The following is a 25,229-nucleotide window of genomic DNA, read 5'->3' as shown; positions in this document are numbered from 1 at the left end:
ACTATGTCACCAGAAGTTTACGGTCAATGGTCGCTAGCAAATGACCGATCAAATTCTCAAGCGGCTTTAAAGAAAGATCGGGTAGGTGTTGAGCAAGACATCATGACTAGCAATCTTTATTCAACTGATGATGAGCGCTATGAGGCGCTTAAAGAGGCGCACCAGCAATATCGTGATGGTTTAGCTGCAATTGATGTTAAGTATTATCAAGGTTTAGAGGACCTGCAAAACCAAACACAAGCTGCATCTTTAGCGGGATATGGGGCAATGTTTGGCATGATGGGTTCAATGCTTGATGCATACGGAGCTAAAGAAAGTACAGCTTACAGAGTTGCATTTGCTATGCAAAAAGGGTTTGTTCTTTCAAGTGCGATATTAAATGCGAAAGGCGCAATCATGTCGGCGTGGAATGACCCATCGAATGTGACTATGTGGCAAAAGATAGCGGGTGCAGCAGCGGTTGCGGTGCAGACCAATGACCTAATGTCTGCGATCCAAGGTGTGGCCTTGAGCGGCATGGCCCACGACGGTATCGACAACATTCCGAAAGAAGGCACATGGCTGCTAGATAAGGGCGAACGTGTTGTTGATAGTCGGACGAATGCTGACTTGAAAGGCATGATTGCTAACCAAAAGAATGGTGGCGGGGATGTTCATATTTCAGTTCATGTCACCGACTCAGGCGTAACAACACAATCAAATCAGTCAGATCAGAAGCAACTCGGTCAAATGATTGGTAATGCGGTTCGTACGGTGATTCGACAGGAGCAACGACAAGGAGGCCTGTTATCTAAATGAGCAATCAAAAATTCACATGGTGCAATGACCTAGACGGAAACTCCCAAACCTCAAGCTTTAAAGTCCTTCAATCCAGTTTTGGAGATGGATATACACAGCGAACGAGTGTAGGGATTAACAACCGGTCAGGCACATGGGCATATAAAAGGACTGGCAAGAAGGCTTTGATACAAGAGATTAAAGCCTTTTTTGATGCGCACAAGGGATCTGATTCTTTCCTTTGGGATTCACCTTTGGATGGCGAGGTTCGTGTGGTTGCAGGGGACTATATGCCTGTTTGCCTGAGTGGTGAAATGTGGTCAATCTCAACGACTTTCACCCAAGATTTCAAACCTTAAATTCAATCAACTTTATGCCCTCAATCGAGGGCTTTTTTGTGGGCGTAAATTATGGCTAAGCAAACAATTAATCCAGGTACTGCACCAACGGGAGCAGGTGGTGATACGTTCCGCTCGGGTTCGGCAAAACTACAAGCGAATGATGATGAGATTTACAACTATCTTGGCGATGGTACGAATTTAAATAAATTGGGAACTGCTGCTTTTAAAAATACAGGCACTCAAGCTGGAAATGTGATGGAAGTCGGGGCGTTTGGGCTTGGTGAGAATGCAGTGTATGTTACTAACGATACTTTGTTATCTGCATTGAGAAAAGGCTTCATTACGATAGGTAACCAACCCGCAATTGTTTATGGGCAGCAGTTCGGAGCAGCGTTTAACGGCATACTTAGATTGCCAACTGCAGGACAAAGTGAGATAAGCGTATCTAGGATCGGGGGCAATACCAATACTACAATTGGTCAAAACACGGATAGAATTATCGTCAAAACAACAGCAAATACACAAGTTGACCCCAACGGTTTTATTAAAAATGCTTCACCTATCGTTAGTCTGTATGCTGATAAAATTGAACTAAATGACGAAGCCAAACAACAGTCTATTACGTTTGAAAAGCTAGGTGTAGGCGACTATTTAATCAAAGACTCATCCGGTTTTGCGCAAGAAGGCTGGTATATCGAAACACCTAAAGATGCGAACGGAAATGTGCTAGTCGCAGTGGTTTATGAGCAGCTTGAAAATGGCGACATTAGTGTTAAGACGTATGATTATATGCTTAACAAGAAAGGGCGTATTGTAGCTGATACTGAAACGCCTTTAGACATTCCTGAAAGCCGCTGGATTGACTTGCGATTGCAAGAACTCCCGCAACCTGAAATTGAAATGCCAAAATCAGTTACACCACCTGACTTTCAGCCTACGGGTTTAGCTCAAGCAGTTGCTACGGTGATGGAGTCCTACCATGACCCTGAACAGTGATTTTCAAAAGCTGTATGTTGATGGCCTGATTACGTTGTTTGAATTGGATGCCCGCGCTTTAGGTGCGGGCATTTTGCGCTTTCACGGTCATATTTCTTATGAAGATTGGGAGCGCATTTATACATCCATTGGCTCAAGTGAATTAATTGGCGCTGACATAGGCTCGATTGGTAAAGCTTTTGATTCTGGTGATAAAAAAGCATGGCATCGAAATATCATCTGGCAGGGTCAGACTTTCGAACCGATGGCTTTAGAAGTATCGGGCTTAGAAATGCGATCCGATGGTAAAGCATCTGCTCCTACATTTAGTATGGCGAATAATATTGGCGGTATTCAAGGCGCAGTTTCTGCTTACTGCTTACAGTTTGGTGATTTTGCAGGCGCAAAACTCAAAGTTATTACCACGCTTGCCAAGTATCTTGACGCTGAAAACTTTAGCACTGGCAATTCGACTGCATCAAATGAAGCCAAAGAACAGCTTTGGTATATCGAACAAAAGACCTCTGAAAATGCTCAGGCAGTCACTTTTGAGCTTTCAAACCCGATTGACTTTGAAGGCCTAAAGATTCCGGTTCGGCAGATTTCCAGTTATTGCGCATGGGAATATCGCAGCGAACAATGTGGCTATACAGGCGCAGCAATGTTTACGGACAGGGATGAACCTACTGACAATCCTGCGCTCGACAAGTGCTCAAAAAGAACAAGGGGTTGTGAGTGTCATTTCGGCAAAGGCAATGTCCTACGCATTGGTGCTTTCCCTGCCAGCTCATTATTTTAGGTGGTGTATGAAACTAACCGCAAAACTTAAAAAAGCAATCCAGTCACATGCTGCTGAAGTTTACCCAGAAGAATGCTGCGGTGTGATTGTGAGTAAAGAATATATCCCGTGTCGCAATATTTCAGACAATAAAGATCAGTTCGAGATCCATCACGAGGATTTAGCCAAAGCAGAGGATTTAGGCGAGATTCAAGCCTATGTACATTCACATCCAAATGCTTCTGCACGTGCGTCTGAGATTGATTTAATTCAAATTGAGCTGCATGAAAAGCCTTGGGTGATTTGCGCTTATCCTGATATTGAGTTTCAGGTGTATGAGCCATGTGGATATAAAGCGCCGCTAGTCGGTCGCAACTATATTCACGGCATTCAAGACTGCTATTCAATCGTGCGTGATTTTTACGAGCGTGAACTAGGCATCAAATTAATTGATTTTGAGCGCGAAGATGCGTGGTGGGAACACAAAGAAAGCAAGTCTTTGTATTTAGACGGATTTGGTGAAGCGGGCTTTGTTGAAGTAAACGACTTGCAGTACGGTGATGTGATGCTGTGTCGAGTTGGTCGTACTGAGCATGTCAACCATGCGCTGATCTGGCTAGGCGATCAGACCGAATTGAAGTCCGAGCAAACAGAATCATGTGTCGGCTCATCAATCATTTTACATCATCCGTATGGCCGCAAATCAGTGCGTGAAGTGTTTGGCTCACAATGGCAAGAACGAGTTGCAAAGGTGGTTCGATATGCTCAAAACAATTAAGCTATACGGCATTTTGGCTAAGAAGTTCGGCAAAGAGTTTCATTTAGCTGTTGATAATACTCGCGAAGCCATGCGTGCTTTATCGGTGCAGGTGCCGGGCTTTGAGCATTTCATGCTACATGCGCATGAGCAGGGTTTAGAGTTTGCAGTTTTTCAGGATAAGCAAAATATCTCTGAAACTGAGTTGGATATGAGCACCAGTGCTAAAGTCATTAAAGTAGTGCCAAAGGTAAAAGGTGCGGGTGGTGCTTTTCAAACCATTATCGGTGCTGTATTGGTGGTTGTGGGGATTGTTGTGACTGGTATGTCCTTTGGTTCGGCGGGTGCGGTTGGTGCTGCATTAATTGGTGCTGGTGTAGGCATGATGGTTGGTGGTATTGCCATGATGCTCATGCCAAAGATTGACAACCAAGACCAAAACCAAGACGGCAACAAGGCAAACAAAGGTTTTGGTGGGGCAGTTACCACGGTCGCACAAGGCAATCCAGTACCAGTGCTTTATGGTCAGCGTGAGGTTGGTGGCTTTATTGCAAGTGCTGGACAGTATCCAGAAGATTTAATGTAAACACTTAAAAACACAGGCGCATTAAGCGCCTTTTTTATTGTCTAGGGAAATGTATGAACGCAGTAATTAAAGGCGCAAAAGCAGGGCAAGGCAAATCAAGAAAGCCAGTGATTGCACCCGACTCAGCACAGTCCAAGACCTATATTAAAATTCTATATGGCTTATCTGAAGGTGAAGTTGAGGGTCTAGCAAATGGCCTGCAATCGGTTTACCTGGAAGAAACACCACTACAGAATCCGGCGGGTGGCTGGAACTTTGAAGATGTGCAGGCTGATTTTCGTCATGGTACTAATGACCAGACCCACATTGAAGGCTTTCCAGATATCTCCTCTGAAACTGCAATCAATGTGGAGCTGAAGTCTGATTCACCTTGGGTTCGCTCACTCACCAATACTGATCTGGACGCTGTGCGCACTCGCTTTAAGTGGGGGCCATTGCGTCAGCAGAATGCTGATAATGGCGATGTTAAAGGTATCACGATTCAATATGCGATTGATCTGCAAACGAATGGCGGCACATGGACAGAAGTCTTAAATACTCAAATTTCAGATAAAACTTCTGCAAATTATGAGCGCTCACATCGTATTGATTTGCCAAAGTCTGATACCGGTTGGACAGTTCGTGTGCGTCGATTAACGCCAAATTCAACATCAGAATATATCAGCGACAAAATGTATGTGGATGCACTGACTGAAGTGATTGATCTGAAGTTAAGCTATCCAAATACCGCCATGCTTGGCCTGCAATATGATGCTGAAACATTTTCTAATGTGGCAAAAGTTGCAGTCGATTTAAAAGGTATTAAGCTTCAAGTCCCGTCAAATTACGATCCAGTTGCACGCACCTATGCAGGCATGTGGGACGGTACTTTTAAACGTGCGTATACCAACAATCCGGCATGGATTTATTACGATATCTGCACTGCTAAACGCTATGCCTTGGGTGATAGATTAACATCTGCAATGTTGGACAAGTGGTCCCTGTATCGTCTTGCACAATACTGCGATCAAATGGTGGATGATGGCAAGGGTGGGAAAGAGCCACGTTTTACCTGCAATGTGTATCTGCAATCCACTGAAGATGCTTATGTAATTCTGAGTAAACTGGCGGGCGTATTCCGTGCAATCAGTTATTGGGATGGCAATTCAATTGTCTGTGATGCCGATATTCCGCAAGACACTTATTTTACTTACACACGCGCCAATGTGATTGATGGCCTGTTTGAATATTCAGGAACACGTGCTCGCGATCGACATACGGTTGCAAAAGTGGCTTGGGATAATCCTGCAAATCACTACAAGACCGAATATGTTTATGTGCGTGATGAAGCAGCTATTGCAAAGCTCGGTGTGCGTATTGCTGAGATTGATGCATGGGGATGTACCTCAGAAGGGCAGGCACAGCGTGCAGGGCTTTGGGCTTTAAAGTCTGAGCAGCTAGAAACACGCACTGTGTCTTTTAAAGTCGGTCTTGATGGTTATATTCCACAGCCGGGTCGTGTGATTGAAATTGCAGATGAGTTGTTCGCTGGTCGGGCCAATGGTGGCCGTATTTCTGCTGTGAGTGCTGACCGTAAAATTATCACTTTAGATCGTGATGATGTTGTGTGTCGTGTGGGAGATCGGCTTGTCGTAAACGGTGAAAATGGCAAGGCTCAGGGTCGAATCGTATCATCCGTAAATGGTCGAAATATCACCGTAACCACGGCATTTGATGCTGTTGCGCCTGAAAATGTCTGGGCGGTTGATGCACAAGATTTGAAGACCATGAAATTTCGCGTCATGAGTATTACTCAGGATGACAAGCATCAGTTTTCAATTACCGGCCTTCAATATGAATCAGCCAAATACGATGCAATCGATTTTGGCGCTTTCATTGATGAGCGTCCGATTTCAATCATCAATCCAACCATTCAAGCGCCTGTCACCAATGTTTTAATTTCATCTGAAAACATGGTTCAGCAAGGCTTGTCTGTTGAAACCATGGTGATTACTTGGGATCAAGCGCAAGGTGCTACAAAGTATCAAGTTGAGTGGCGTAAAGATGATGGCTCGTGGATTAAATTGCCAATCACAGGCAGCAACTCAGTAGAAGTACAGGGTATCTATGCAGGTAACTATGAAGCGCGTGTCACTGCGATTTCAGCGTTTGATGTTGCATCTCTGCCAACTTACTCAATGCTGACTACGTTGTCAGGCAAGCAAGGTTTGCCGCCTGCCCTAGCTAATATTGCAGCAACAGGTATTTTGTTTGGCTACCGTTTAAACTGGTCTTTCCCTGCGACTGGTGCACTCGATACTGCTTATACGGAAATTGAGATTGCAAGCACTGCAAACGGTGCCAATGCTGCGCAGCTGGGCTTGTTTGCCTATCCAACAGATACACACGTAATTCAAGGTATGCAGCCAAATTTAAAGCGTTATTTCCGTGGTCGCCTGATTGACCGTATTGGGAATGTTGGGCCGTGGTCGCAATACACAAGCGCAACAACCTCAGCCGATGCATCTGCTGTGCTTGATATTTTGTCTGGAAAAATTACTGAGTCGCAATTACACCAAAACTTGCAAACCAAGATTGATAAGATCGACACAATTGCGGGGCTTGATGGTGATATCGGCAATTTGATTGACAATATCACAGCAGTACAGACTCAGGCAGACCAGCTGAATACTGCATTAAATCAGGAGACCCAGCAACGCATCTCGGCAGTACAGGACTTGAATGATGGTCTAACTCAGGAGATTGAAGATCGTCAAAGTGGTGATACTGCTAATTTAAACGCCTTGAACAATTACAAGAGTAGCAATGATCAGGCGCTTGCCAATGTTCAGCAGCAGGTGAACACAGCGGTAACTGCAACATCTGCAAATACGCAAGCAGTGCAAGCGCTGGATAGTCGTGTAACTACAGCAGCGAGTGACGCAAGTACTGCAAAAACCAATGCAGCCACTGCATTAAACAAGGCTGAGACTGCAACAACTCAGGCTGGATCAGCAGCAAGTCTAGCTAGTCAGGCCAGTGCAATTGCAAATCAGGCAGCCGATACAGCAGATACAGCAAATCAAACCGCTGCAACTGCTTTATCTACTGCGAATGTTGCTGCAACTCAATCAGGTGCCAATGCAACACGACTTGATGCTATTACATTAGAGTTAGGTGATAAGGCTAGTACTGGCGCATTGTCTCAAACCGATGCAAAAGTGGCTGAACATGAAGGAAAAATCAGCGCCAATACAACCAAAATTGATGGTGTATACGCACAAGTCAATCCGAAGTTAATTGGTTCAACTGAAGACCTGATTGGATCAACCGAAGGCTTTGCGGGTACATGGACTTTGCAATCAGCAATGATTGAAAACGATATGGCTCTGAGTCAGCGTATTGACACTACAGTTGCTCAGATTGGAGATAATACAGCGCTCATTCAGGCTGAAACTGTTGCTAGGGCTAATGCGGATTCCGCATTGGGGCAGCGAGTTGATACCCTGCAGGCTCAAGTGGGTAATGATCTACAACAGAATCTAGCAACTATTCGCTCAGAAATAAGCGTTTTGGCTGGTGCGGATTCTGCCTTATCATCACGCGTGGATACTGTTCAGGCATCAACACAAACGGCTCAAGCCACAGCGGATGAGGCACTTGGCAAGGCGAATACTGCAACGCAAAACATCGCAACGGTGCAAAACCAAGTCAATACATTGACAACGCAACAGTCGGCTACTGCAACCCAGATCAACACTCTGCAAACTTCGGTTGGTAATAACACAGCGTCGATTCAAACCGTGTCTGAAAGTGTAGACGGCTTGTATGCGCAAAAGTACATCAAGCTTGACGTAAATGGAAAGGTCGCAGGTTGGGGTGGTGCCAATGATGGTAAAGAATCCAATTTCATTTTGAACTTTGATTCATTTGCGATTGGCTCAGGGAGTAGCACTGGTTATTACCCATTCATTTTCCGCAATACTCCTTTTACTGATCCTGTTACGGGTACGGTGTTTCCTGTTTCAGCTTACTTGAAATCAGCAATGATGGACTATCAGTCTGTCAAAACTTCGCATATTGAAGATTTAGCGGTTAAGACTGCAAAGATTGATGATTTGGCGGTGACTACTGCGAAGATTGGCGATCTACAGGTTGATACGCTGAAGATTAAAGATAACGCTGTTACGGTGCCAATTGCCTCGTACAACGATACGCCAAATACATGGCCTTCAAGTATGACCGCGCGAACTCCCGGCACATACGCAGGAGGTACTGTAACTCTGGATGATACCTCGAATGCCTTTGGCGACCTTATAAGCATCACACTGAACAGGTCTGGAGGTAAGTGTCGCATTGAAGGTAACGTAGAGTTTAAAAATCTACAGGCAGTAGTATGGTCAAGCAATCAAACCGCCTTGGCAAATTCAAACCAAACGCTATATGTAGGGCTTATTTTGCTGAAAAACGGAAGCATTATCCGGAGAATGCGCGTACCCGCCAACACAGTCTTGCTTGGGGATACAATTGCTCAGTTTAATGGATTTGTGAACATGCCTATCCACTTGGATGATGCAGGCACAGGAAACACAACATATACCCTGCGCATCGGCATAGGAACAACAAGGAACAGTCCGGCCGGAGTGTATATGAGTAGGCCGGCTACACCTGCTGAGTATTGGCCTTCTGTAGTTTCAGCATCATTAGCAGTAATGGAGATTAAGAAGTGACAGCGATAGTGGAAAAAGCTACGGGGCGATTTATTAAGTCAATAAGCGCCCCTGACGATGTTGTAGAGATGAATACTCCTGAAGGGTGTCTTGCGGTTAAAGACCCTCCTGAGCCAAATATGTATTATCAGGATGGGTGGGTAGTAATGCCCACTCAACCATCCTCATACCACATATTTAATTACGATCTAAAGGATTGGATCGACCCGCGCACCCTAGATGAAATCAAGGCTCAGAAATGGGCCGAGATTAAAGCCATGCGCGACCAATTGGAGTTTGGCGGCTTTGAGTTTGATGGCGGTATTTATGATTCAGATCAGGTTTCTCAGGGTCGAATTATGGGCGCGGCTGCGGCTGGGTTAGATCAAGTATGGACTCTAGCGGACAACACAACAGCCGAGTTAAGCGCATCACAATTGCAGCAACTCTATGCGGCATTGCAAGCCCACATTGCAAGCGTTCACGAAAGAGGGCGTATTGCAAGACAGTTAATCTTTGAAGCTGAAACTAAAGAACAGGTTGAAGCAGTTAATTTATAGCACCTTCGGGTGCTTTTTTATTACCAAAATTTAGGGGGCACAATGTCAAATGACTATTCATCTGATCCACCAGTAGCAACAGCAGGGCAGCTTCTTGCCATCTCAGACAAGATCAATGACATATCTAAAAGCATGGATAAGTTAGCTGAAATGCCCCAAAAGCTTGATCGCATGAATATGCAGTTAGAGCAACTCAATAAAGAGCATCAGCAGACCCGGAATGACTTAACTCAGACTCGGGACAATCTGCAAGATGACTTAGATCGAGCCAAGTCGAACTTCAAAAGCGAGATCAAGCAAGTCCGAAATGAGATTGATCCGAAGTTTAAAGAAATGGATATGCAGATCAGGGTGCTACATGAAAGCAAAACCAAGATTGATAACACCACAAGTCTTGTGCGCTTTGGTGGCATTTTCTTGGCTGGATTGTTTGTAGTCGCATGGAATACTCAAACATCCAAGACAGACACGGTAAACACTCAGACGATGACAAATAGCCAGTCCATCCAAGTCCTTGAAAAACAATCTGACCAACTCTTAAGAACGGTTGAAGAAATTCGCAACAAATTATATGAGCGAAATATGAGAGAGGAAAAATGAAACTCATCCCCGAAAATGTCTGGAAATATTTATCTGTAAAGCTCCCAATTATCGGAGCTTTTTTATTGGGTGTGCTTCCTGTTTTAATTCAAGAAGGCATCAACACGCAGCTTATCCCTGCTGAATACCATGCTATTTTACTTTCAGTGATTTTACCGGCACTGGCGTACATTGGCCGTAAGATTGCACAGCCTAAAGCTAAAGGTGACACATGAATATCAAGAAGCTGCAAAAGGCAGTAGGTGTACACGATGACGGTATTATTGGCCGTGACACCCTGACTGCAGTATTTAAAAAATTAGGTGCCAGCCAATCACGTGCTGAAGAACTCGGCCTTGCTGCCAATGTTCACATGCGGACCTATGGCATCTTGGATAATTCACTTCGTCTTATTCACTTCCTTTCACAACTGGCGCATGAATCTGGCAACTTCCGATACATGGAAGAAATTGCATCAGGTGCGGCGTATGAAGGTCGAAAGGATTTAGGTAATACACAGGCAGGCGATGGCAAGCGGTTTAAAGGTCGTGGGCCAATTCAATTAACTGGCCGCGCAAACTATCGCAAGTATGGCCAGCAGCTCGGCATCGACTTTGAAAACAATCCTGAGGTTGTGGCCATTCCAAGCATCGGTCTTATGGTGGCCTGCAAGTTCTGGTCTGATAATGGCTTGAATGCCTTGGCTGACAAAGATGATGTGCTGACCATCACACGCCGCATCAATGGTGGCACTAATGGTCTGGCAGATCGTAAAGCGCACTTATTAAAACTAAGAGCACTTGTTTAATAAAATAGATAAATGCCCTCAAATGAGGGCTTTGTTTTTTACTTTAATAAATAATTATTGGATGCACAGCTTATTCAATTAGGCGAATGTGAGAATAGATATGATTAAGATTGCTCAAATATATTTGGCTGTTTGATTATATCTGAGATGGAGTCTGGAATAATTATACTTTTCACCAAAGGAGTTAATAGTTCCTGATTTTCATAGAAATCGAAAACAATTCTAAACTCTGCCTCTTTTTTAAATCTATCAGGTTTTAGATATTTGATATCTCGAAAGATATCCATAATTTTATCTTTCATAGAATCCATATTGTGATTATCTAAATACAAGCTTCTATCACTATAAATAATATCTTGCGAATGACTTTTAATTGTCAAATTACCTACATTAACATCCTGTTTAGTAAAGATTTTTTCTCTATTAGCAATTCTGTTTTTAACTTCATTAAATAATGAAACCTCTAATAACTTGATTAACTGCTGTTTTTTAAAAAAACTGACATACCAATAGTCATCATAGTCAGGGAAAATAGTGGTAGATTCTTCATGAGAGTTTAATTTAGAGATGCAAAATATAAATCTATTGTTATTAATCCAGCTATATTTTCCATCATAATCAACTCTTATATAGTTTTGATAATTATCTTTAAAATGAAGGTGTTTAATGTGAGCACTCAGATGGCTATTGTGGGAATAGTTAAGAAAGTTAAATAAATCAGTTTCAATATATTTGTCTTTTAGATCAAAAAAGATATCAAAAAAACCTTCTTCTTTATCCAGAATTTGTAAGCTCTCAGTCTCTCTATATTCATGGAGAGTACCAATTTTAATAGTTTTCGAATTTTTAACATTATATTTCCGATTACAACTTTTCACTAAAAACATTTTAAGAAATCTGCCTTAATATAAACCACATAAATTTAACATCAATCAATTCTCCCAAACCTCAATCCCCATCTAGATTCCTTCCTAAAAATCCTTCCATTCTTAATCGTGTGCTCTATGTAAAAGCAGGTCCATGTTTTCATTATTATCCCCTAAGCCCATTTCTTAATCGTTGTGCAACCTCGGTAGCAGTTGGATTGTAGTAGGTATTCACCAGAATATTAATATCCGTATGTCCGGTAATCTTAGCTAGATCGGCTGGGTTTTGAATAATCTGAGCCATACGTGTTGTGGCCTCATGTCGCAAGTCATGGAACCGCAAATCATGAATATCACATTTATCCCGGTATCGTCTAAATAAAGCCGAAAGGGAATCTGAATCAATACTCAAAACACGTGGACTATTCATGCCTTTAATGTGGCGCAGCAATTCTTCAGCACGTTCGGATAGGGGAATATTTCTGGTTAGGCCGTTTTTGGTGTCTGGCAGATGCACATACATTTTATCAATGTGAACATTCTTCCAGGTCATTGCTGTGATTTCACCAAGGCGCATTGCCGTCTCAAGTGCAAACAGCATAGCCCATGCAACTTCTTGCCCTTTGGTTTTAGCCGGCTCACCTTCAACATAAGAGCAGGCATTTAAAATAGCCTCAATCTCATGATCTGCTGCACGTCTATTTCGCGGTGGCGGCAGCTTTGGTCGAGACACTGTAGTAAGGGGAGAGGAGTGCAGCCAGCCCAATTCACGGATGCAGCAATGCAGCACAGCACTAAGCAATTCCATTTCCCTTGAAACAGTTGTAGCGGTTACATCCTTGATTCTGGCATCGCGGTATTTCACAAAATCAAATGATTTAAGATCTGTCAGGTTTTTGGATACCAACTGAGGATTGTCACGCATCAATTTTCTTAAGCGCAGGGTTTCCCATCTGGCACCTTTCTTTTTAGGTGTAACATTCTTAAGATAATACTCAATAGCTTCTTGATAGGTGTGTTTAGGTAATTCACCTTTTGATGCCTTGGCCGCATCCTTAAGTTCAATAATTTTACGAGCTGCCCACTCTAATGCTTCTTTTTCTGTATCATGGGTGGAGGTGTGGCGCTTGTTTTGATGATTGACGCAAATACGCCAACTATCACCGCGCTGAATAGCCTTTGGTATCTTCATAATGTCGTGGTGCAGATTTGGTGCAAATCAGATGTTTAGATGATGTATTAAATCACATTACAATACATTCTAGTACAACATTAATTTATTAAAAATCAATGGTTAAAATAAAAACCCTTACAGAATAAGGGTTTCAATTTAATGACGATATGCTCTCTATCCCCACCATCATATTAAAGCAAGGCGAGTGCCTTGCTTTTTTATTGCCTGAAATTTGGCAAAGCCGTTGTTATTTATGCTGTATTCTATTTTGAGTTCATGCACTGGCTCAGACATTATTTATCAATAATAGTTTCAGCATTCTGAATGTCCATGCTGATCAAGATTAGAAGGTCATTTGAGTTTTAATTTGAAATATTGGAATTGAATCGAAATGATTAAAAATAACGAATGGGCGGTCATATCCTAAAATGAATCAAATTTTCGGCATAAATTTTATAAAAAATTAAAAAATAGAACTAACTGTTTATTTTATGGCGGAATAGACTGTGATCGCTTGTAAAATCGCTTGTCAATGCCGGTCTATCTCTATAATATACACAGCCATTGGGGACGTGGCGAAATTGGTAGACGCACTGGATTTAGGTTCCAGCGCCGCGAGGTGTGAGAGTTCGAGTCTCTCCGTCCCCACCAATCGATATTTGGGTAACTGGATATTGGGTGGAAGTAGAGGATTGGTGTAATGGTAGCATGACGGTCTCCAAAACCGTTCGTCAAGGTTCGAATCCTTGATCCTCTGCCAAAGTTTGAAAGAAATCCAACGCTAAGTTGGTACCCTGATGGGGACGTGGCGAAATTGGTAGACGCACTGGATTTAGGTTCCAGCGCCGCGAGGTGTGAGAGTTCGAGTCTCTCCGTCCCCACCATCATATTAAAGCAAGGCTGATGCCTTGCTTTTTTATTGCCTGAAATTTAGTGAACAAAGAAAAGCCCATCGAAATGGGCTGAATAACTGGAGAATAGCGCTGTTGAATCAGTGGAAAGATTAATTTATTTTTCTGCTCTTAAATAGAAGCTATCAGGCTTTTAAGTGATCTTCAAATTCCTCGCCTAGTTGTAGTGCCAGGGCATTACCTGCCAGATCACAGGTCACCAGGCCATATTCTTTCTTGAAGCTGAAACTGAAACCACGATCATCCGCCAGGGTGCGTACCGAATATCCCAATTTTTCTAACCATAGTCGAAATGCAATCAAATTTTTCGCTTTAACCACTTTTTTCACGAGATCACTCCTTCATCATTGTTAAATCTTAAATAAGGGTGAAAAATTATCTTTTAAAGGGCAAATGCCTTTATTTAAATTAATTTAAATGAATTTGCGTATATAGTGAACATTGGTTGATTAAGAAAAAATCAATTTAAGCGTTAAGTAAATGATTTTTATAATATTGAATAGGTTGTAACTAAATATTAAGTTTTTATAAGTTATAAATTTGGATAATTAATTTTCTAATTCAATAATTTATTAGTGAAACAGGTTGTTTTATAATTTTATCAACCGTATGAAATAGAAAATTTCAGATCTACAATGAGAAAATTAAAATCCAATCGACTTATTTATTAAAAGAATACCAGCTGCTGGTTTTCTGATCTTTAACCTGATTTGCATGCTTTATACTGTCTGAAATGTAATTCTAAAACTGAATACTCGTACCATGACTGAACTGACCATTGAGCACTATGTGAATCAACAAATTGAATTGATGCAGCAGCAGGGACTTGATCCGGTTGCTGTGATGTTGGGACATGAAGACTGGTTGAACTTTAGTGTTCAGTCGAAAGTGGCCTATACGCCTTTTGGCTGTGCCCGTCGTTATCAACCCGCTTTAGGTGGCTTACTACTGGTACGTATTGATGAAATGCAGGCGGTGCGTGTCGTGACTCAAGGTGAACTGGATACTTATGCACAAAGTAACCAGATTCTTTAACATTGCTTCATGCAACACATATGTTGTCAATTCTAGTAAATAGAATCTAAGAACCTGGTTACTGCTATCCTACACATCATCATTCGGGATCCACATAGCCAATGTCACTTTTAAAGTTGAACGACAGAACTAATGTCATGCTCTGAAAGCAGACATTTCTATTTGGGGCTTACAGACCTTACTTCTTGTAATGCCCATTATGTTAAATAAGTTGTAGATTTAGAGATAGTTCTTTTTATAAACATATAGGTGCTGCTTTATAAATTTAGTCTGTAACTCCAATCTAAATTAACTAGACTGATGAGCTGTGGATTTTGAAGTATATGAGCTATTAAAGGCTTTTACCTTATTTCTAATCTAGAGTTGAATTAATTTGGTGGAATAAAAATTGGCAATACAATTAGCAACTGCAAACGATCTTGAATGGATAAATGCTCAGTATCAAAAGATAGATTTTGTTCCAAGCTCTTTAGACAATGAAATTATTGCAATCGTTACTTATAACGATGAGTTGGCAGGGTTGTTTACCTCAATGATGATGAAGTCGAAATTGGGGGAATTTATATACTGGATGAGTTTAGAGGACTATCTCTAGCAAATGAGCTAGTTGGGTACTTAGTAGAAACAGCTAAAAAGAAAAATCTAAAAGAAGTGTATTGCCTGCCATTCGAAGAACTCAGAAATTTTTATGCAAAATTTGATTTTCATGAATTTGAATATGAGGACAGTCAAGTAAATGCAAAAGTATTAGAAAAATTCAAATGGTGTTTAGGTAATTATGAAAAGCAAAGTTTTACTATTGAAGCTAATTAATAATTATTGAGATTTCCTAAAATTAACATAATACACTTCATACGGAATACTTTTTTATTTTATATAAATCATATACTTATATTATTGGTGAAAGCCTAATTCAAGTAAATTGGGCTTTTTTATTCATTTGTTAGGTTCCACGATAATTATTTGAGCAATATTCCGTGAATTTATCCAATTTTAATAAACATCCTACTATTTTTTATAAGTCATTATTTCATGTGTTAGAACTAAAATTAGTTCCTAAAAAATAGGAGACGTGGTTGATCATAAGAAAGGAAAAATGGTACAGAAAGTCATTTTTAAGTGGAAGTTCAACGTGTTCCGATTTGTGTAAAAGTTGTACGTTCCTTTCAATGACATTCTATGCATCGCAAATGACAAATAAGTGAGTCGGCTGAAGCATTGATCTTCAGCTTTGAATCCGGTTTAAAATTGATCTTTCAGGGTTCTTAAACGCTGAAATTCTTCCACGCTTTCTGCACGCAGAAAAGGATTGGTTTGCAATTCATCTTCAATACTACTTGGCAGCGTGCACTGGCCTAGCATACGTAAACGCTCGATCTGCTCGAAGCGTTCCAGAATTTCAGGATTATCTGGTTCGACGTGTTTGGCAAACTGGGCATTCGATAATGTGTATTCATGGGTGCAATACACTTGTGTGCGCGGCGGCAAGGCAGCCAGACGGGACAGTGAATGATACATCTGTTCAAATGTTCCTTCAAAAACTCGGCCACAGCCCATGGCAAATAAAGTATCCCCGCAGAACAGCACATCAATTGCATCAATAAAATAAACGATATGGCCGAGTGTATGCCCGGGTACAGCAATCACCTGGATATCTATTCCATGAAAATTAAACTGTTCTTCATGCTCAAGCGGATGGGTGATAAAGGGAATTTTGCTTAGTTCTGCTCGTGGGCCATACACGGGCAGATTTTGTTCCTGGATCAGCCCCGGCACACCGCCAATATGATCTTTATGCCAGTGAGTCAGCCAGATTTGACTTATGGTTAGACCGTGTTCAGCACAATAGTCTTGTACCAATTCTGCTTCGGTTGGATCAATCACGGCCACTTGATGCGACGCAGTATGTTCAAGCAACCAGATATAATTTTGCAGTGAATTCTGGACATCAATACAGTGAATTTTAAAAGGCATCATAGCGCATCACATCAAATGAAGATTAAAGATAAAGTAGCATAATTTCGCATGCTCTGGGGCTGGTTGATATCATCTGATCATCCGCGATTATTTTCATTTATCCTAAATTTGAAAAATTTATGATGCTGGATCATCAATGCTTACAGCATTGCCGATGGTATAAAAATGCCCGCCGGCTACATGATGAATACTTTTCCATTCTTCATCCACTTCATGATAATGCCAGTGGCCGTCGCGGAAGACCCGATCATCGGCATAGGCTGCAATCACCTTGCCTATAAACAGGTCATGCATTTGCTGGTTATGCGGCTCAGGAATCAGCTCGCAGAGTATCCAGGCCGCACAGCCTTGTACTACAGGAATATCAGCATCAGGAAAATGAAATAGTTCTACTCCGGATTGTGCCAGTTTGTCCGGCACATCATGCAAGCTCTGCGTACCCAGACGATAGACCATATTCAGTTGTTTCAATGTTGGAATTTGCAGCGCGAAATAACCTGAATTTTCAATAATATTTCGGGTTTTGGTGCTTTTATCCAGAACCACAGTCACTTTTGCGGGGCTGAATTCCAATGCGCATGCCCAGGCTGCTGCCATAACATCTGTATCCTGCTGATCTTGAGCAGATACCAGTACAGTAGGGCCATGGGTAATCAGACGATAAGCTTTTTCTAAGGGAACACTTTGAATATGGGAGTTTATCATGCAGCACCATTTGGTCTATTTAACCTGAGTTCGACATAAAAAATAAATAAAAAAAAGCCTTAGCATCTGTAATATCTTGGTTACGAAGACAAAACATTTCAGAGCAAGGCTTTTTCATGGACTATATTACCGAATTATTTTGTATCTTGGATGATTTCTGCAAAAAGTTTAATGAATCTTTAGAGAAAGCTCTAATTTCTGATCAAAAAACAACAATGAAAAAGTCAGCTTTAAGCTTGTCTGAAGTCATGACCATTGTCATTTTATTTCATAAATCCGGGTTTAGATTTTTCAAATATTTTTATTGTCATATGATCATCCCATTTTGGAAATCAGCTTTTCCCAAGCTTCTTAGTTACAATCGTTTTATTGAAATTATGCCGCGTTGTTTGCAAGCTTTGAGTAGTTTCTTCCATCAAGTTAAAGGAGAAGATACCGGAATTTGTATTATTGATTCGACTAAATTGGTCGTTTGCCATAATCTTAGAATTAAAAGACATCGTGTATTTAAAGGCTTAGCTGGTCGTGGTAAAAGTAGCACAGGTTGGTTTTATGGATTTAAAGTCCATATTGTTATCAACAACTTGGGTGAAATTATTAATCTCAAGATTACATCGGGAAGTGTTCATGATGTTGCTGTACTTGAATCTTTAACCCAAGAGTTAAAAGGTATTTTACTGGGCGATAAAGGCTATCTGAGTAAAGCAAAAACTGAAGCTTTAGCAGCAAGGGGGCTCAGACTATTAACCCCGTCACGCAAGAATATGAAAAATAAACCCATCCAAACTGAAGAAGAAAAACAATTGCTTTGCAGAAGAGGATTGATCGAAACAGTGAATGATCAGTTAAAAAACTTACATCAAATTGACCATTCACGTCATCGTTCGGTGAATAACTTTATGGTGAATATTATGGCTGCTATAGTGGCTTATTGCTTAAATCCAAATAAGCCAACTTTCCAAAACTTGCTAAAAAGCTAAAATATTTCATCGAACTCAGGTTATTTATTTAATAGGCTAGATTAATGAGATCATTAACATATTCAAGTTCATTCTTGCAAAAAAGCTTTTAAACTAGAGATCGTTATATTCAGGAATTCAAACAATGAAAATGTACCAGGTCGATGCGTTTACCACGGAACTGTTTAAAGGCAATCCCGCAGCCGTGATTGTGCTGGATGAATGGCTCGAAGATGGTTTGATGCAAAATATCGCCTTGGAAAATAATCTGTCTGAAACAGCTTTTGTTAAAGTTATCGATAGCGATAATTATGCGATCCGCTGGTTTACGCCAACTAAGGAGGTGGATTTTTGTGGTCATGCGACATTGGCCAGCAGCTTTGTACTATTCAATCAATTTGATACGGGGAAAACGATTCATTTTCATGTAAAAGATTTAGGCATTTTTGTAGTCAATCAGGATGCGGATAGCAAGATCAGAATGAATTTTCCAATCCGTCGTGCAGAGCCCGTTGCTGAATATCCTGAAGCTTTAAGACAGGCCCTGAATAAACCGTTTAAACAGGTTTATCTGAACGCGCAGGGCTATATTATTGAATATGAATCGGTACAGGATGTGCTGGATGAAACACCTGATTTTGAACTGTTAAAACAGTTGAATGGCAAGCGTACAGCAATTACTGCTCAAAATACCTATCTAGACGTCGCGATCACTTCACAAGATACCCAATACGACTGTATTTCACGTTATTTTGCACCGAGTAATGGCATCAATGAAGATCCGGTAACCGGTTCGATTCATACCGGAATTGCGCCGCTGTGGGCTGAGAAACTCGGTAAAAATGAACTGGTCGCCTATCAGGCATCAGCGCGTGGTGGGGTGTTGTATTGTGCCTTGCAAGATCAGGAACGAATTGAAATTTCAGGTTACGGCAAGCTATATATGCAGGCTGAAATTTATCTATAATTTTTATAATTACATAGATCTACATGTCGTCAGGTGAGGCGGCATGTTATTTTGATGGTTCGGCTTGGAATAGATTATTCAGAAAAAGAATCATTCTCTAAGATGGGCGCGAATAAAAATTTATATTTATAATTTGGATGAAGAATGTTGCTACGTTATAAAAATTTAAGTCTGGCTATTGTATTGTCTGGCTGTAGTGTACTAAGTTTTGCACAGCCTGTTTTGGTGAAAACGGAACAGAATATTGAAGAATACCGACTGGATAATGGACTGCGCATTATCCTGGCACCGAATGATAAAGAAAATAAAGTTTTTATGAATACGGTCTATCTGACCGGTTCCCTGAATGATCCTCAGGGCAAGGGCGGACTGGCCCATCTGCTGGAACATTTGGCCTTTAAAGGCACAGAAAATGTCAAAGGGGATGAATTCCAGCGTCGACTGGATCAATATACCTTGATGACTAATGCCAGTACCGACTATTACTCGACCAAATATACCAATGTGATCCGTCCTGAAAAAACTGCGCTGAGTGAAGTCATTTTTCTCGAAGCCGAACGCATGGACAAGCTGGTGCTTCAGGAAAAATATGTACCGACTGAAATTGATATTGTAAAACGCGAGCGTGAAATTCGTCTGGATCAGCCATTTTCAGTATTGATCGATCAGGTGTTTAAATCTGCTTATGGCAATCAGTATTTAGGCCGTTTGCCGATTGGTGACCTAAATGAGCTGCAATCCATCAATATGCAGGAGCTGAACCGTTTTTACCGTCAATGGTATGCACCGAATAATGCCTTTGTGGTCATTTCGGGCAAATTTGATAAGGCCGAAGTCTTAAAACAGCTGGATACGCATTTCAGTCCGATTCAATCCCGAAATGTACCAGCGCAAGTGAAAGTCCCAGCGCTTAAACCAGAGCAAATCAAACAGCGTGAATTTACAGTAAAGAAAGGCAGTGATCTGGCCAAGTTTAATCTTTATTTGAATCAATCCGAAGAAAGCATTAAAACGGCTTTGGCTGTTTCGCCAACGCTCTATACTTTGCAGCCAAGTGGACATCTCTATCAGAATATGGTGGAAACTGGGAAGTCAACAGCGGTGCAATCCAGTACCTGGCTGGATAAAGACTTTAATCTGGTGTTTATGGGAGCAATCTATGCTCCGAATCATCAGGCACAGGATATTGAAAAGGGGCTGATCCAAGGCGTAGAAAAGAGCCAGCCATTTACCGAAGCAGAATTAAACCGGGCTAAAAATCTGACCCGAAATCAGGCCGACAATATTAAAAATAGTGCGACTGCTTTAGGTTCACGTTTAAGTGATTATGCAGTGGCGTATTCGGGTGACTGGAGCCAGTATTTTAAAGATCTGAGCGCGATTCAAAACCTGAATGTGAATCAGGTCAATCAGGTCTATAAGAATTTTTTAAAACCTGAATACCGGATTTCTGGCAATATTTTACCTACCCCGGAAGATCAGAAAAAAGCGCAGGAACTGGCACAAACAGAAGCACCGGCAAAAACTCTGGATCAACAGACTGAAGCAGAAGAGCCACTGAAAGATGTCAGTGTTTATCAGGCTGAAGTGAAGCAATATGTCCAGGAATCCAAACAGTATTTGTACAGTAAAGACAAACAGATTCAGCGTGGCAAGTTGAAAAATGGCATTAAATACGCGTTGTTTCCGACGACTACCCGCGATGACAAGGTTTATGCCACAATTTCACTGGATTTTGGTACTGCACAAAGCCTGATGAATAAAGGCGAGATTCTGGATCTGACCGCTTATTTAATGTTGCGCTCATCGAAAACTCAAAGCTTGCAGCAGATTGCCGATAAAATTATTGAAGTAGGTGGTTCGGCAACTGCCGGTGCATCCGGCAATGGCCTGACCTTGCAGATCAGCGCCAAAAAAGAAAAGTTTGAGGAGTTTTTCCAGTATGTGGTTGATGTGCTGAAAACGCCGGCATTTGAGCAAAGTCAGTTTGATTTAATCAAGGGGCAGACTTTATCCAGTCTGGATCGTCCTTATACTGAACCAGATACCGTGTCGAGCTTGACGATGGCTCGAACGATCGAGATTTATCAGCCTGGCGATCTGCGTTTTCATTTCGAGCCGGAATTGGCCAAAAAACAGTATCAGAAAGCGACTCGCGAACAGGTTATGGCACTGTATCAGCAGTTTTTAAAAACCCAGCATGCGCAAATAGCGGTTACGGGCGAATTTAATCCGAAATCGATGCAAAATGTACTGAAAAACAGTTTTTCAGACTGGAAAGCTGCACAGCCTTATGAGCGTCTAAAATCGGAATATCGAAGCTACCCAGCCCAGAAAATTCATGCTTTGTCTGAGCAGCGTGAATTCGGGAGTTATCAGGCATTTATGAGCATGCCGGTCGGTGCTGATCATGCCGATGCACCTGCATTACAGGTATTTCGATATATTCTGGGTGATTCACAGCTGTCGTCACGACTGGCACAAGAGTTACGCGAGAAAAATGCACTAGTCTATGGTTTTAGTGCAGATGTGCAACTCGATGAATGGGCAGATGTGGGTGCAATGATGATTAGTGCCAATTATACGGCTGGAAAATCCGCACAGGTTTCTCAGGCAGTGCATAAGGTACTGAATGAACTGCTGACACGTGGCGTGACTGAACAGGAAGTGGAAGCGGCAAAAGCCAGTATCTTGAAACAGCGTTTAACTGCACTCGAGGATGATCGTCGTATTCACACTATGTTGATCCCACAGCTGGAAAAAGACCGTAATCTGGTTTACCGGGAAAAACGTGATCAGGCGATTGCTCAACTGAGCAAAGCCGATATTGATGCCATGATCAAAAAATACATCAAGCCGGACCAGCTGGTGGAAGTGATGGCTGATCAGTACGGTAAGCAAGTTAAAACATCGTAGTGTTGATAAAAAATCCCCTCAAGTGAGTAATGCCAGTCAGTTAAGCAGACATTAGAAAAATGTAGTAAAAATGAGTGTATGCCAATACGCTCATTTTTTTTATGACTTTATCTGAAAATTTAGATTGCACCCTTCAACATTCTTTGCCTTCACTCAGCCATTTCAGTGAACTCATTGATTTAAACTGGATTAAAGAAAGCCTACATCAAACAGGTAAGGCTTCTATCAGGAGAAGAAAATTACCTGCCGAACATGTGGTATGGCTGGTAATTGGGCTTGCCCTATTTCGAGATCAACCGATCGGGTATGTCGTAGAGCAACTAAAACTTGTGTTTGGTACAACAGAATATTGTGTCCCCAGTGCAGCAGTGCAAGCACGACAACGTTTAGGACGAGAGCCCTTGAATACCTTGTTTTCTCTACTCAGCCAAGCCTGGTTTGAAGAATCCCAACAGCAATACTCAAACTTTCATGGCCTTAGTGTATGTGCTGTTGACGGGGTGGTTTGGTCTATGCCTTATACAGACGAGAATTTTGAACACTTTGGCTCATCTAAGGGTAAAACCGCTGCAGCCCCTTATCCACAAGTGAGAGCAACCTGCCTGGTAAATACCAGCACCCATGAAATCATTGATGCCCAAATAGGTAGCATGGATCAGGGTGAACTTACACTGGCAAATCGATTATGTCCTCCATCGCATAGTATTACCTTGTTTGATCGAGCCTATTTCTCTGCTGATTTCTTGATTGACTGGCAAACACGAGTAGAAGCCAGTCATTGGTTAATGAGAGCAAAAGATAATTTACGCTATGAGATCATTAAACGTAATTCCCCGCATGACTTTCAAATCAAAATGCCTCTTTCAGCTAGAGCCAGGAAGCTAAATCCATCATTAGGAGAATATTGGGAAGCGCGTTTGATTGAAGTTGAGCAGGCAGGGAAAATTAGACGTTATATCACTTCATTAATGGATTCAAAGGCATATCCACTGATAGGCTTGGCGAAGCTTTATGCCCAGCGCTGGGAAATAGAAATGTGTTACCGAGAAATCAAAAGTGATTTACAGGAAGGCAAGCATTTGAGGAGCAAGCAACCTGATTTAATTTATCAAGAATTATGGGGGGTCTTCATTGCCTATAATATTCTAAGAAGACAAATGAAACATATGGCTCAACGAGCAAAAGTCAGTCCTTTGAGAATCAGCTTTCATATTGCATCTATCGGTATCCTGAATATATTAAGATTTGACTCTTTAGACTCCGCAGGGAATTTACCCAAACATCTAGAAAGTTTACTGGAGAAATCTAAGAGGTATGTGTTGCCTGAGAGGAGGGTTAGAAGTTGCCCACGAGTTGTGAAAGGAAAACCACAGAAATACCCAAGAAAATGCCAGTCAATTTCTTAACTGACTGGCATTACCTCAAGTGAGGGGATTTTTTTATTTTAGTTTTATGCTCTAGGTTGCTCTATGGCTAAAAATAATCCCTCCGATTATGCCCGCAAGGATAGATAGGGGCAGACTCCAAACAGATACAATAAGAAAAAAAATCAATATTCCACAGCCAATCAAAGCTGAAACGAAAGCAATATCTTGATCAAAAGAATGATGGATCACCATTTGATAATAATAAGACGTTATCCAGCTTGAAATAATAGTGAGTAAAATACATAGTCCTTTGCCTGAAGGCGTATTTAGACTGGAATCTGTTATCCAACTTAGCATGTCCTCATCTACTCAAAGTCGATAAAAACGTTTAGCATTTTCATAAAAAATCGACTTTAAGGCATTTTCATTGTAGTCCTGCACAATATCGCTAAAGGCATCAATAATGTTGGTGAGTGAGCTACTGACACTGTCCATTGGAAAGTTGGATGCAAACATCACGCGCCCAGAACCAAAACAGTCTAAAGTATGCTGGATCACGGGTGCGGCACGTTCCACTAATTCCTGTTTACTTGCCAGCCGTTTCTGCGTGTGAAAATCATGTCCCAAGACTGGCATAAACAGACCAGACATTTTGGTCGATACATTTTTGCATTCGGCCAGTTCTGCCAACTGATCTTTCCAGTCCGCAAATATCTGGGTGCGATCTTGTTCGGTCTTGCCTGTAGCTTTGCCCACTTTGCCAAATAAACCTGCGGGCGTACCCAGATGATCCAGCACAATAGGGGTGTTTGGAAAGGCTTTGGCCAGCGCAGTAACATCCGCAATCTGGGTAGAGTACACCCAGGCATCAAAGCTTAAATCTTGCCTGGCCAGTTCTTCAAAGCCCTTCAGGAAATCTGTGTTGCGATAGAGATGCGGTTCATCGGTCCAGGCATGAATCCCTTTATCTGGATGTACTGCAGCCATTTTACGGATGCCCCGAAACTTGGGAGAAGCTTCGCGATGCAATTGAATCAACTGTTTAAAATTTTTCTGCCGCGGATCCGCCGTGGCGACAATTCCACCCAATTGGATAATGTGCTGATCAAAAGGAAGCCCAGCGATAAAACGGGTTTCATTTACCACCCCCGTACCTTTATGGTCATGCCAGCTGGCTTCAACATGCACAATCTGCTCTATTTCATAATGTCCTGCATCTTTCTTGTAATTTGCAGGCAGATAAGGTGCAGTCAGGTGCTGAGTCAGGCCAATGGTCTCAATGACGTCTTTGGGTTTTAACAGTCTTTCCATTTTGTCCAGCAGTCTGGGATGTTTGCCAAACAGCTTGACCGCGAGCGCTGCCGCGTGTGGGGTGTTGTACGGATCCCATTGGTGAATATGTGGGTCAATGATCTGGAAGGGAAGTTGCTGCATGCTATACGTTATTTTAGTTTATTTATTATTCAACTTATATAGGATAAAAATCATTTCAAAGTCAATATA

The 25,229-nt window shown here is 41.7% G+C and carries 23 protein-coding genes, 3 tRNA genes and 1 pseudogene; 21 read left to right on the top strand and 6 right to left on the bottom strand.

The annotated features are described in order from the left end of the window. From F891_RS17385 to F891_RS08530, 11 genes and pseudogenes are all read left to right on the top strand, one after another. A pseudogene (locus F891_RS17385) lies at positions 1-798 on the top strand (tape measure domain-containing protein); the annotation flags it as partial. After that, complete coding sequence (locus F891_RS08575) at positions 795-1,136, top strand: phage tail protein (RefSeq protein ID WP_005263146.1); 342 nt, start codon at positions 795-797, stop codon at positions 1,134-1,136. The pseudogene F891_RS17385 and the gene F891_RS08575, both read left to right, overlap by 4 nt. A gap of 51 nt (positions 1,137-1,187) precedes the next feature. Continuing rightward, the gene (locus F891_RS08570) at positions 1,188-2,114 is read left to right on the top strand and encodes a phage tail fiber protein (protein ID WP_005263145.1); all 927 of its coding nucleotides are present in this window, start codon (positions 1,188-1,190) and stop codon (positions 2,112-2,114) included. After that, complete coding sequence (locus F891_RS08565; protein ID WP_005263144.1) at positions 2,098-2,892, top strand: phage minor tail protein L; 795 nt, start codon at positions 2,098-2,100, stop codon at positions 2,890-2,892. Before F891_RS08570 ends, F891_RS08565 begins: the two co-directional genes overlap by 17 nt. 7 nt (positions 2,893-2,899) lie before the next feature. Beyond that, positions 2,900-3,649 (top strand): C40 family peptidase, encoded by a 750-nt coding sequence (locus tag F891_RS08560; protein WP_005263143.1) that lies wholly within the window; start codon positions 2,900-2,902, stop codon positions 3,647-3,649. Continuing rightward, positions 3,633-4,214: a tail assembly protein gene (locus F891_RS08555; RefSeq protein WP_005263141.1), complete on the top strand. Its 582-nt coding sequence runs from the start codon at positions 3,633-3,635 to the stop codon at positions 4,212-4,214. The genes F891_RS08560 and F891_RS08555 overlap by 17 nt, the downstream gene beginning before the upstream one ends. A 53-nt stretch (positions 4,215-4,267) precedes the next feature. Then, a complete protein-coding gene (locus F891_RS08550) occupies positions 4,268-8,923 on the top strand; it encodes a TipJ family phage tail tip protein (RefSeq protein ID WP_005263140.1) in 4,656 nt (1,551 codons plus the stop codon). Beyond that, entirely contained in the window at positions 8,920-9,462 is a 543-nt protein-coding gene (locus tag F891_RS08545) for a DUF4376 domain-containing protein (RefSeq protein WP_005263139.1), read from the top strand. The genes F891_RS08550 and F891_RS08545 overlap by 4 nt, the downstream gene beginning before the upstream one ends. Positions 9,463-9,504: 42 nt before the next feature. Further along, positions 9,505-10,062 (top strand): coiled-coil domain-containing protein, encoded by a 558-nt coding sequence (locus F891_RS08540; RefSeq protein WP_005263138.1) that lies wholly within the window; start codon positions 9,505-9,507, stop codon positions 10,060-10,062. Next, positions 10,059-10,277: a hypothetical protein gene (locus tag F891_RS08535; RefSeq protein WP_005263137.1), complete on the top strand. Its 219-nt coding sequence runs from the start codon at positions 10,059-10,061 to the stop codon at positions 10,275-10,277. Before F891_RS08540 ends, F891_RS08535 begins: the two co-directional genes overlap by 4 nt. After that, positions 10,274-10,849 (top strand): glycoside hydrolase family 19 protein, encoded by a 576-nt coding sequence (locus tag F891_RS08530; protein ID WP_005263136.1) that lies wholly within the window; start codon positions 10,274-10,276, stop codon positions 10,847-10,849. Before F891_RS08535 ends, F891_RS08530 begins: the two co-directional genes overlap by 4 nt. Positions 10,850-10,953: 104 nt before the next feature. On the opposite strand, the gene F891_RS08525 is transcribed toward F891_RS08530, so the two are convergent. Continuing rightward, on the bottom strand, positions 10,954-11,736 hold the full coding sequence (locus F891_RS08525) for a hypothetical protein (RefSeq protein ID WP_005263135.1): 783 nt from the start codon (positions 11,734-11,736) through the stop codon (positions 10,954-10,956). Positions 11,737-11,881: 145 nt separating this feature from the next. Then, positions 11,882-12,907, bottom strand: a complete 1,026-nt coding sequence (locus tag F891_RS08520; protein ID WP_005263134.1) for a site-specific integrase — start codon at positions 12,905-12,907, stop codon at positions 11,882-11,884. Positions 12,908-13,455: 548 nt separating this feature from the next. Here F891_RS08520 and F891_RS08515 point away from each other — a divergent pair. From F891_RS08515 to F891_RS08505, 3 genes are all read left to right on the top strand, one after another. Further along, positions 13,456-13,540: transfer RNA gene (locus tag F891_RS08515), tRNA-Leu, on the top strand. A 35-nt stretch (positions 13,541-13,575) separates the two neighbouring features. Continuing rightward, a tRNA-Trp gene (locus F891_RS08510) sits at positions 13,576-13,649 on the top strand. A gap of 39 nt (positions 13,650-13,688) precedes the next feature. Continuing rightward, positions 13,689-13,773, top strand: a tRNA-Leu gene (locus F891_RS08505). Between the two features lie 152 nt (positions 13,774-13,925). Here F891_RS08505 and F891_RS08500 read toward each other — a convergent pair. After that, on the bottom strand, positions 13,926-14,129 hold the full coding sequence (locus F891_RS08500; RefSeq protein WP_004280022.1) for a hypothetical protein: 204 nt from the start codon (positions 14,127-14,129) through the stop codon (positions 13,926-13,928). 433 nt (positions 14,130-14,562) lie between these two features. Between F891_RS08500 and F891_RS08495 the strand changes: the two genes are divergently transcribed. From F891_RS08495 to F891_RS18545, 3 genes are all read left to right on the top strand, one after another. Continuing rightward, on the top strand, positions 14,563-14,835 hold the full coding sequence (locus F891_RS08495; protein WP_004729928.1) for a hypothetical protein: 273 nt from the start codon (positions 14,563-14,565) through the stop codon (positions 14,833-14,835). A gap of 388 nt (positions 14,836-15,223) precedes the next feature. After that, entirely contained in the window at positions 15,224-15,430 is a 207-nt protein-coding gene (locus F891_RS18160; protein ID WP_211100814.1) for a hypothetical protein, read from the top strand. After that, positions 15,385-15,648, top strand: a complete 264-nt coding sequence (locus F891_RS18545) for a GNAT family N-acetyltransferase (protein WP_212749801.1) — start codon at positions 15,385-15,387, stop codon at positions 15,646-15,648. The genes F891_RS18160 and F891_RS18545 overlap by 46 nt, the downstream gene beginning before the upstream one ends. Before the next feature lie 429 nt (positions 15,649-16,077). Here the strand turns inward: F891_RS18545 and gloB are convergent, their stop codons facing one another. Together gloB and F891_RS08480 are read right to left on the bottom strand one after the other, a co-directional pair. Further along, positions 16,078-16,812, bottom strand: a complete 735-nt coding sequence (gene gloB / locus F891_RS08485; RefSeq protein ID WP_004729925.1) for a hydroxyacylglutathione hydrolase — start codon at positions 16,810-16,812, stop codon at positions 16,078-16,080. A 117-nt stretch (positions 16,813-16,929) separates the two neighbouring features. Beyond that, positions 16,930-17,517, bottom strand: a complete 588-nt coding sequence (locus tag F891_RS08480) for a flavin reductase family protein (protein ID WP_004729923.1) — start codon at positions 17,515-17,517, stop codon at positions 16,930-16,932. 116 nt (positions 17,518-17,633) lie between these two features. On the opposite strand from F891_RS08480, the gene F891_RS08475 reads away from it, so the two are divergent. From F891_RS08475 to F891_RS08460, 4 genes are all read left to right on the top strand, one after another. Next, positions 17,634-18,497: an IS982 family transposase gene (locus F891_RS08475; protein WP_004729973.1), complete on the top strand. Its 864-nt coding sequence runs from the start codon at positions 17,634-17,636 to the stop codon at positions 18,495-18,497. A gap of 124 nt (positions 18,498-18,621) precedes the next feature. After that, positions 18,622-19,443 carry a PhzF family phenazine biosynthesis protein gene (locus F891_RS08470; RefSeq protein WP_004729921.1) on the top strand — a complete coding sequence of 274 codons (822 nt, stop codon included), beginning with the start codon at positions 18,622-18,624 and terminating at the stop codon, positions 19,441-19,443. A gap of 144 nt (positions 19,444-19,587) precedes the next feature. Continuing rightward, complete coding sequence (locus F891_RS08465) at positions 19,588-22,359, top strand: M16 family metallopeptidase (protein WP_004729920.1); 2,772 nt, start codon at positions 19,588-19,590, stop codon at positions 22,357-22,359. A gap of 101 nt (positions 22,360-22,460) precedes the next feature. Continuing rightward, positions 22,461-23,765, top strand: a complete 1,305-nt coding sequence (locus tag F891_RS08460; RefSeq protein WP_004729329.1) for an IS4 family transposase — start codon at positions 22,461-22,463, stop codon at positions 23,763-23,765. A 330-nt stretch (positions 23,766-24,095) separates the two neighbouring features. On the opposite strand, the gene F891_RS08455 is transcribed toward F891_RS08460, so the two are convergent. Further along, the gene (locus F891_RS08455) at positions 24,096-25,160 is read right to left on the bottom strand and encodes an amidohydrolase family protein (protein WP_004729918.1); all 1,065 of its coding nucleotides are present in this window, start codon (positions 25,158-25,160) and stop codon (positions 24,096-24,098) included. Between the last annotated feature and the right edge of the window lie 69 nt (positions 25,161-25,229).

Source organism: Acinetobacter sp. CIP 101966 (assembly GCF_000369725.1).
Lineage (GTDB): Bacteria > Pseudomonadota > Gammaproteobacteria > Pseudomonadales > Moraxellaceae > Acinetobacter > Acinetobacter lwoffii_Q.
This window is presented reverse-complemented; position numbering and strand designations above follow the sequence as displayed.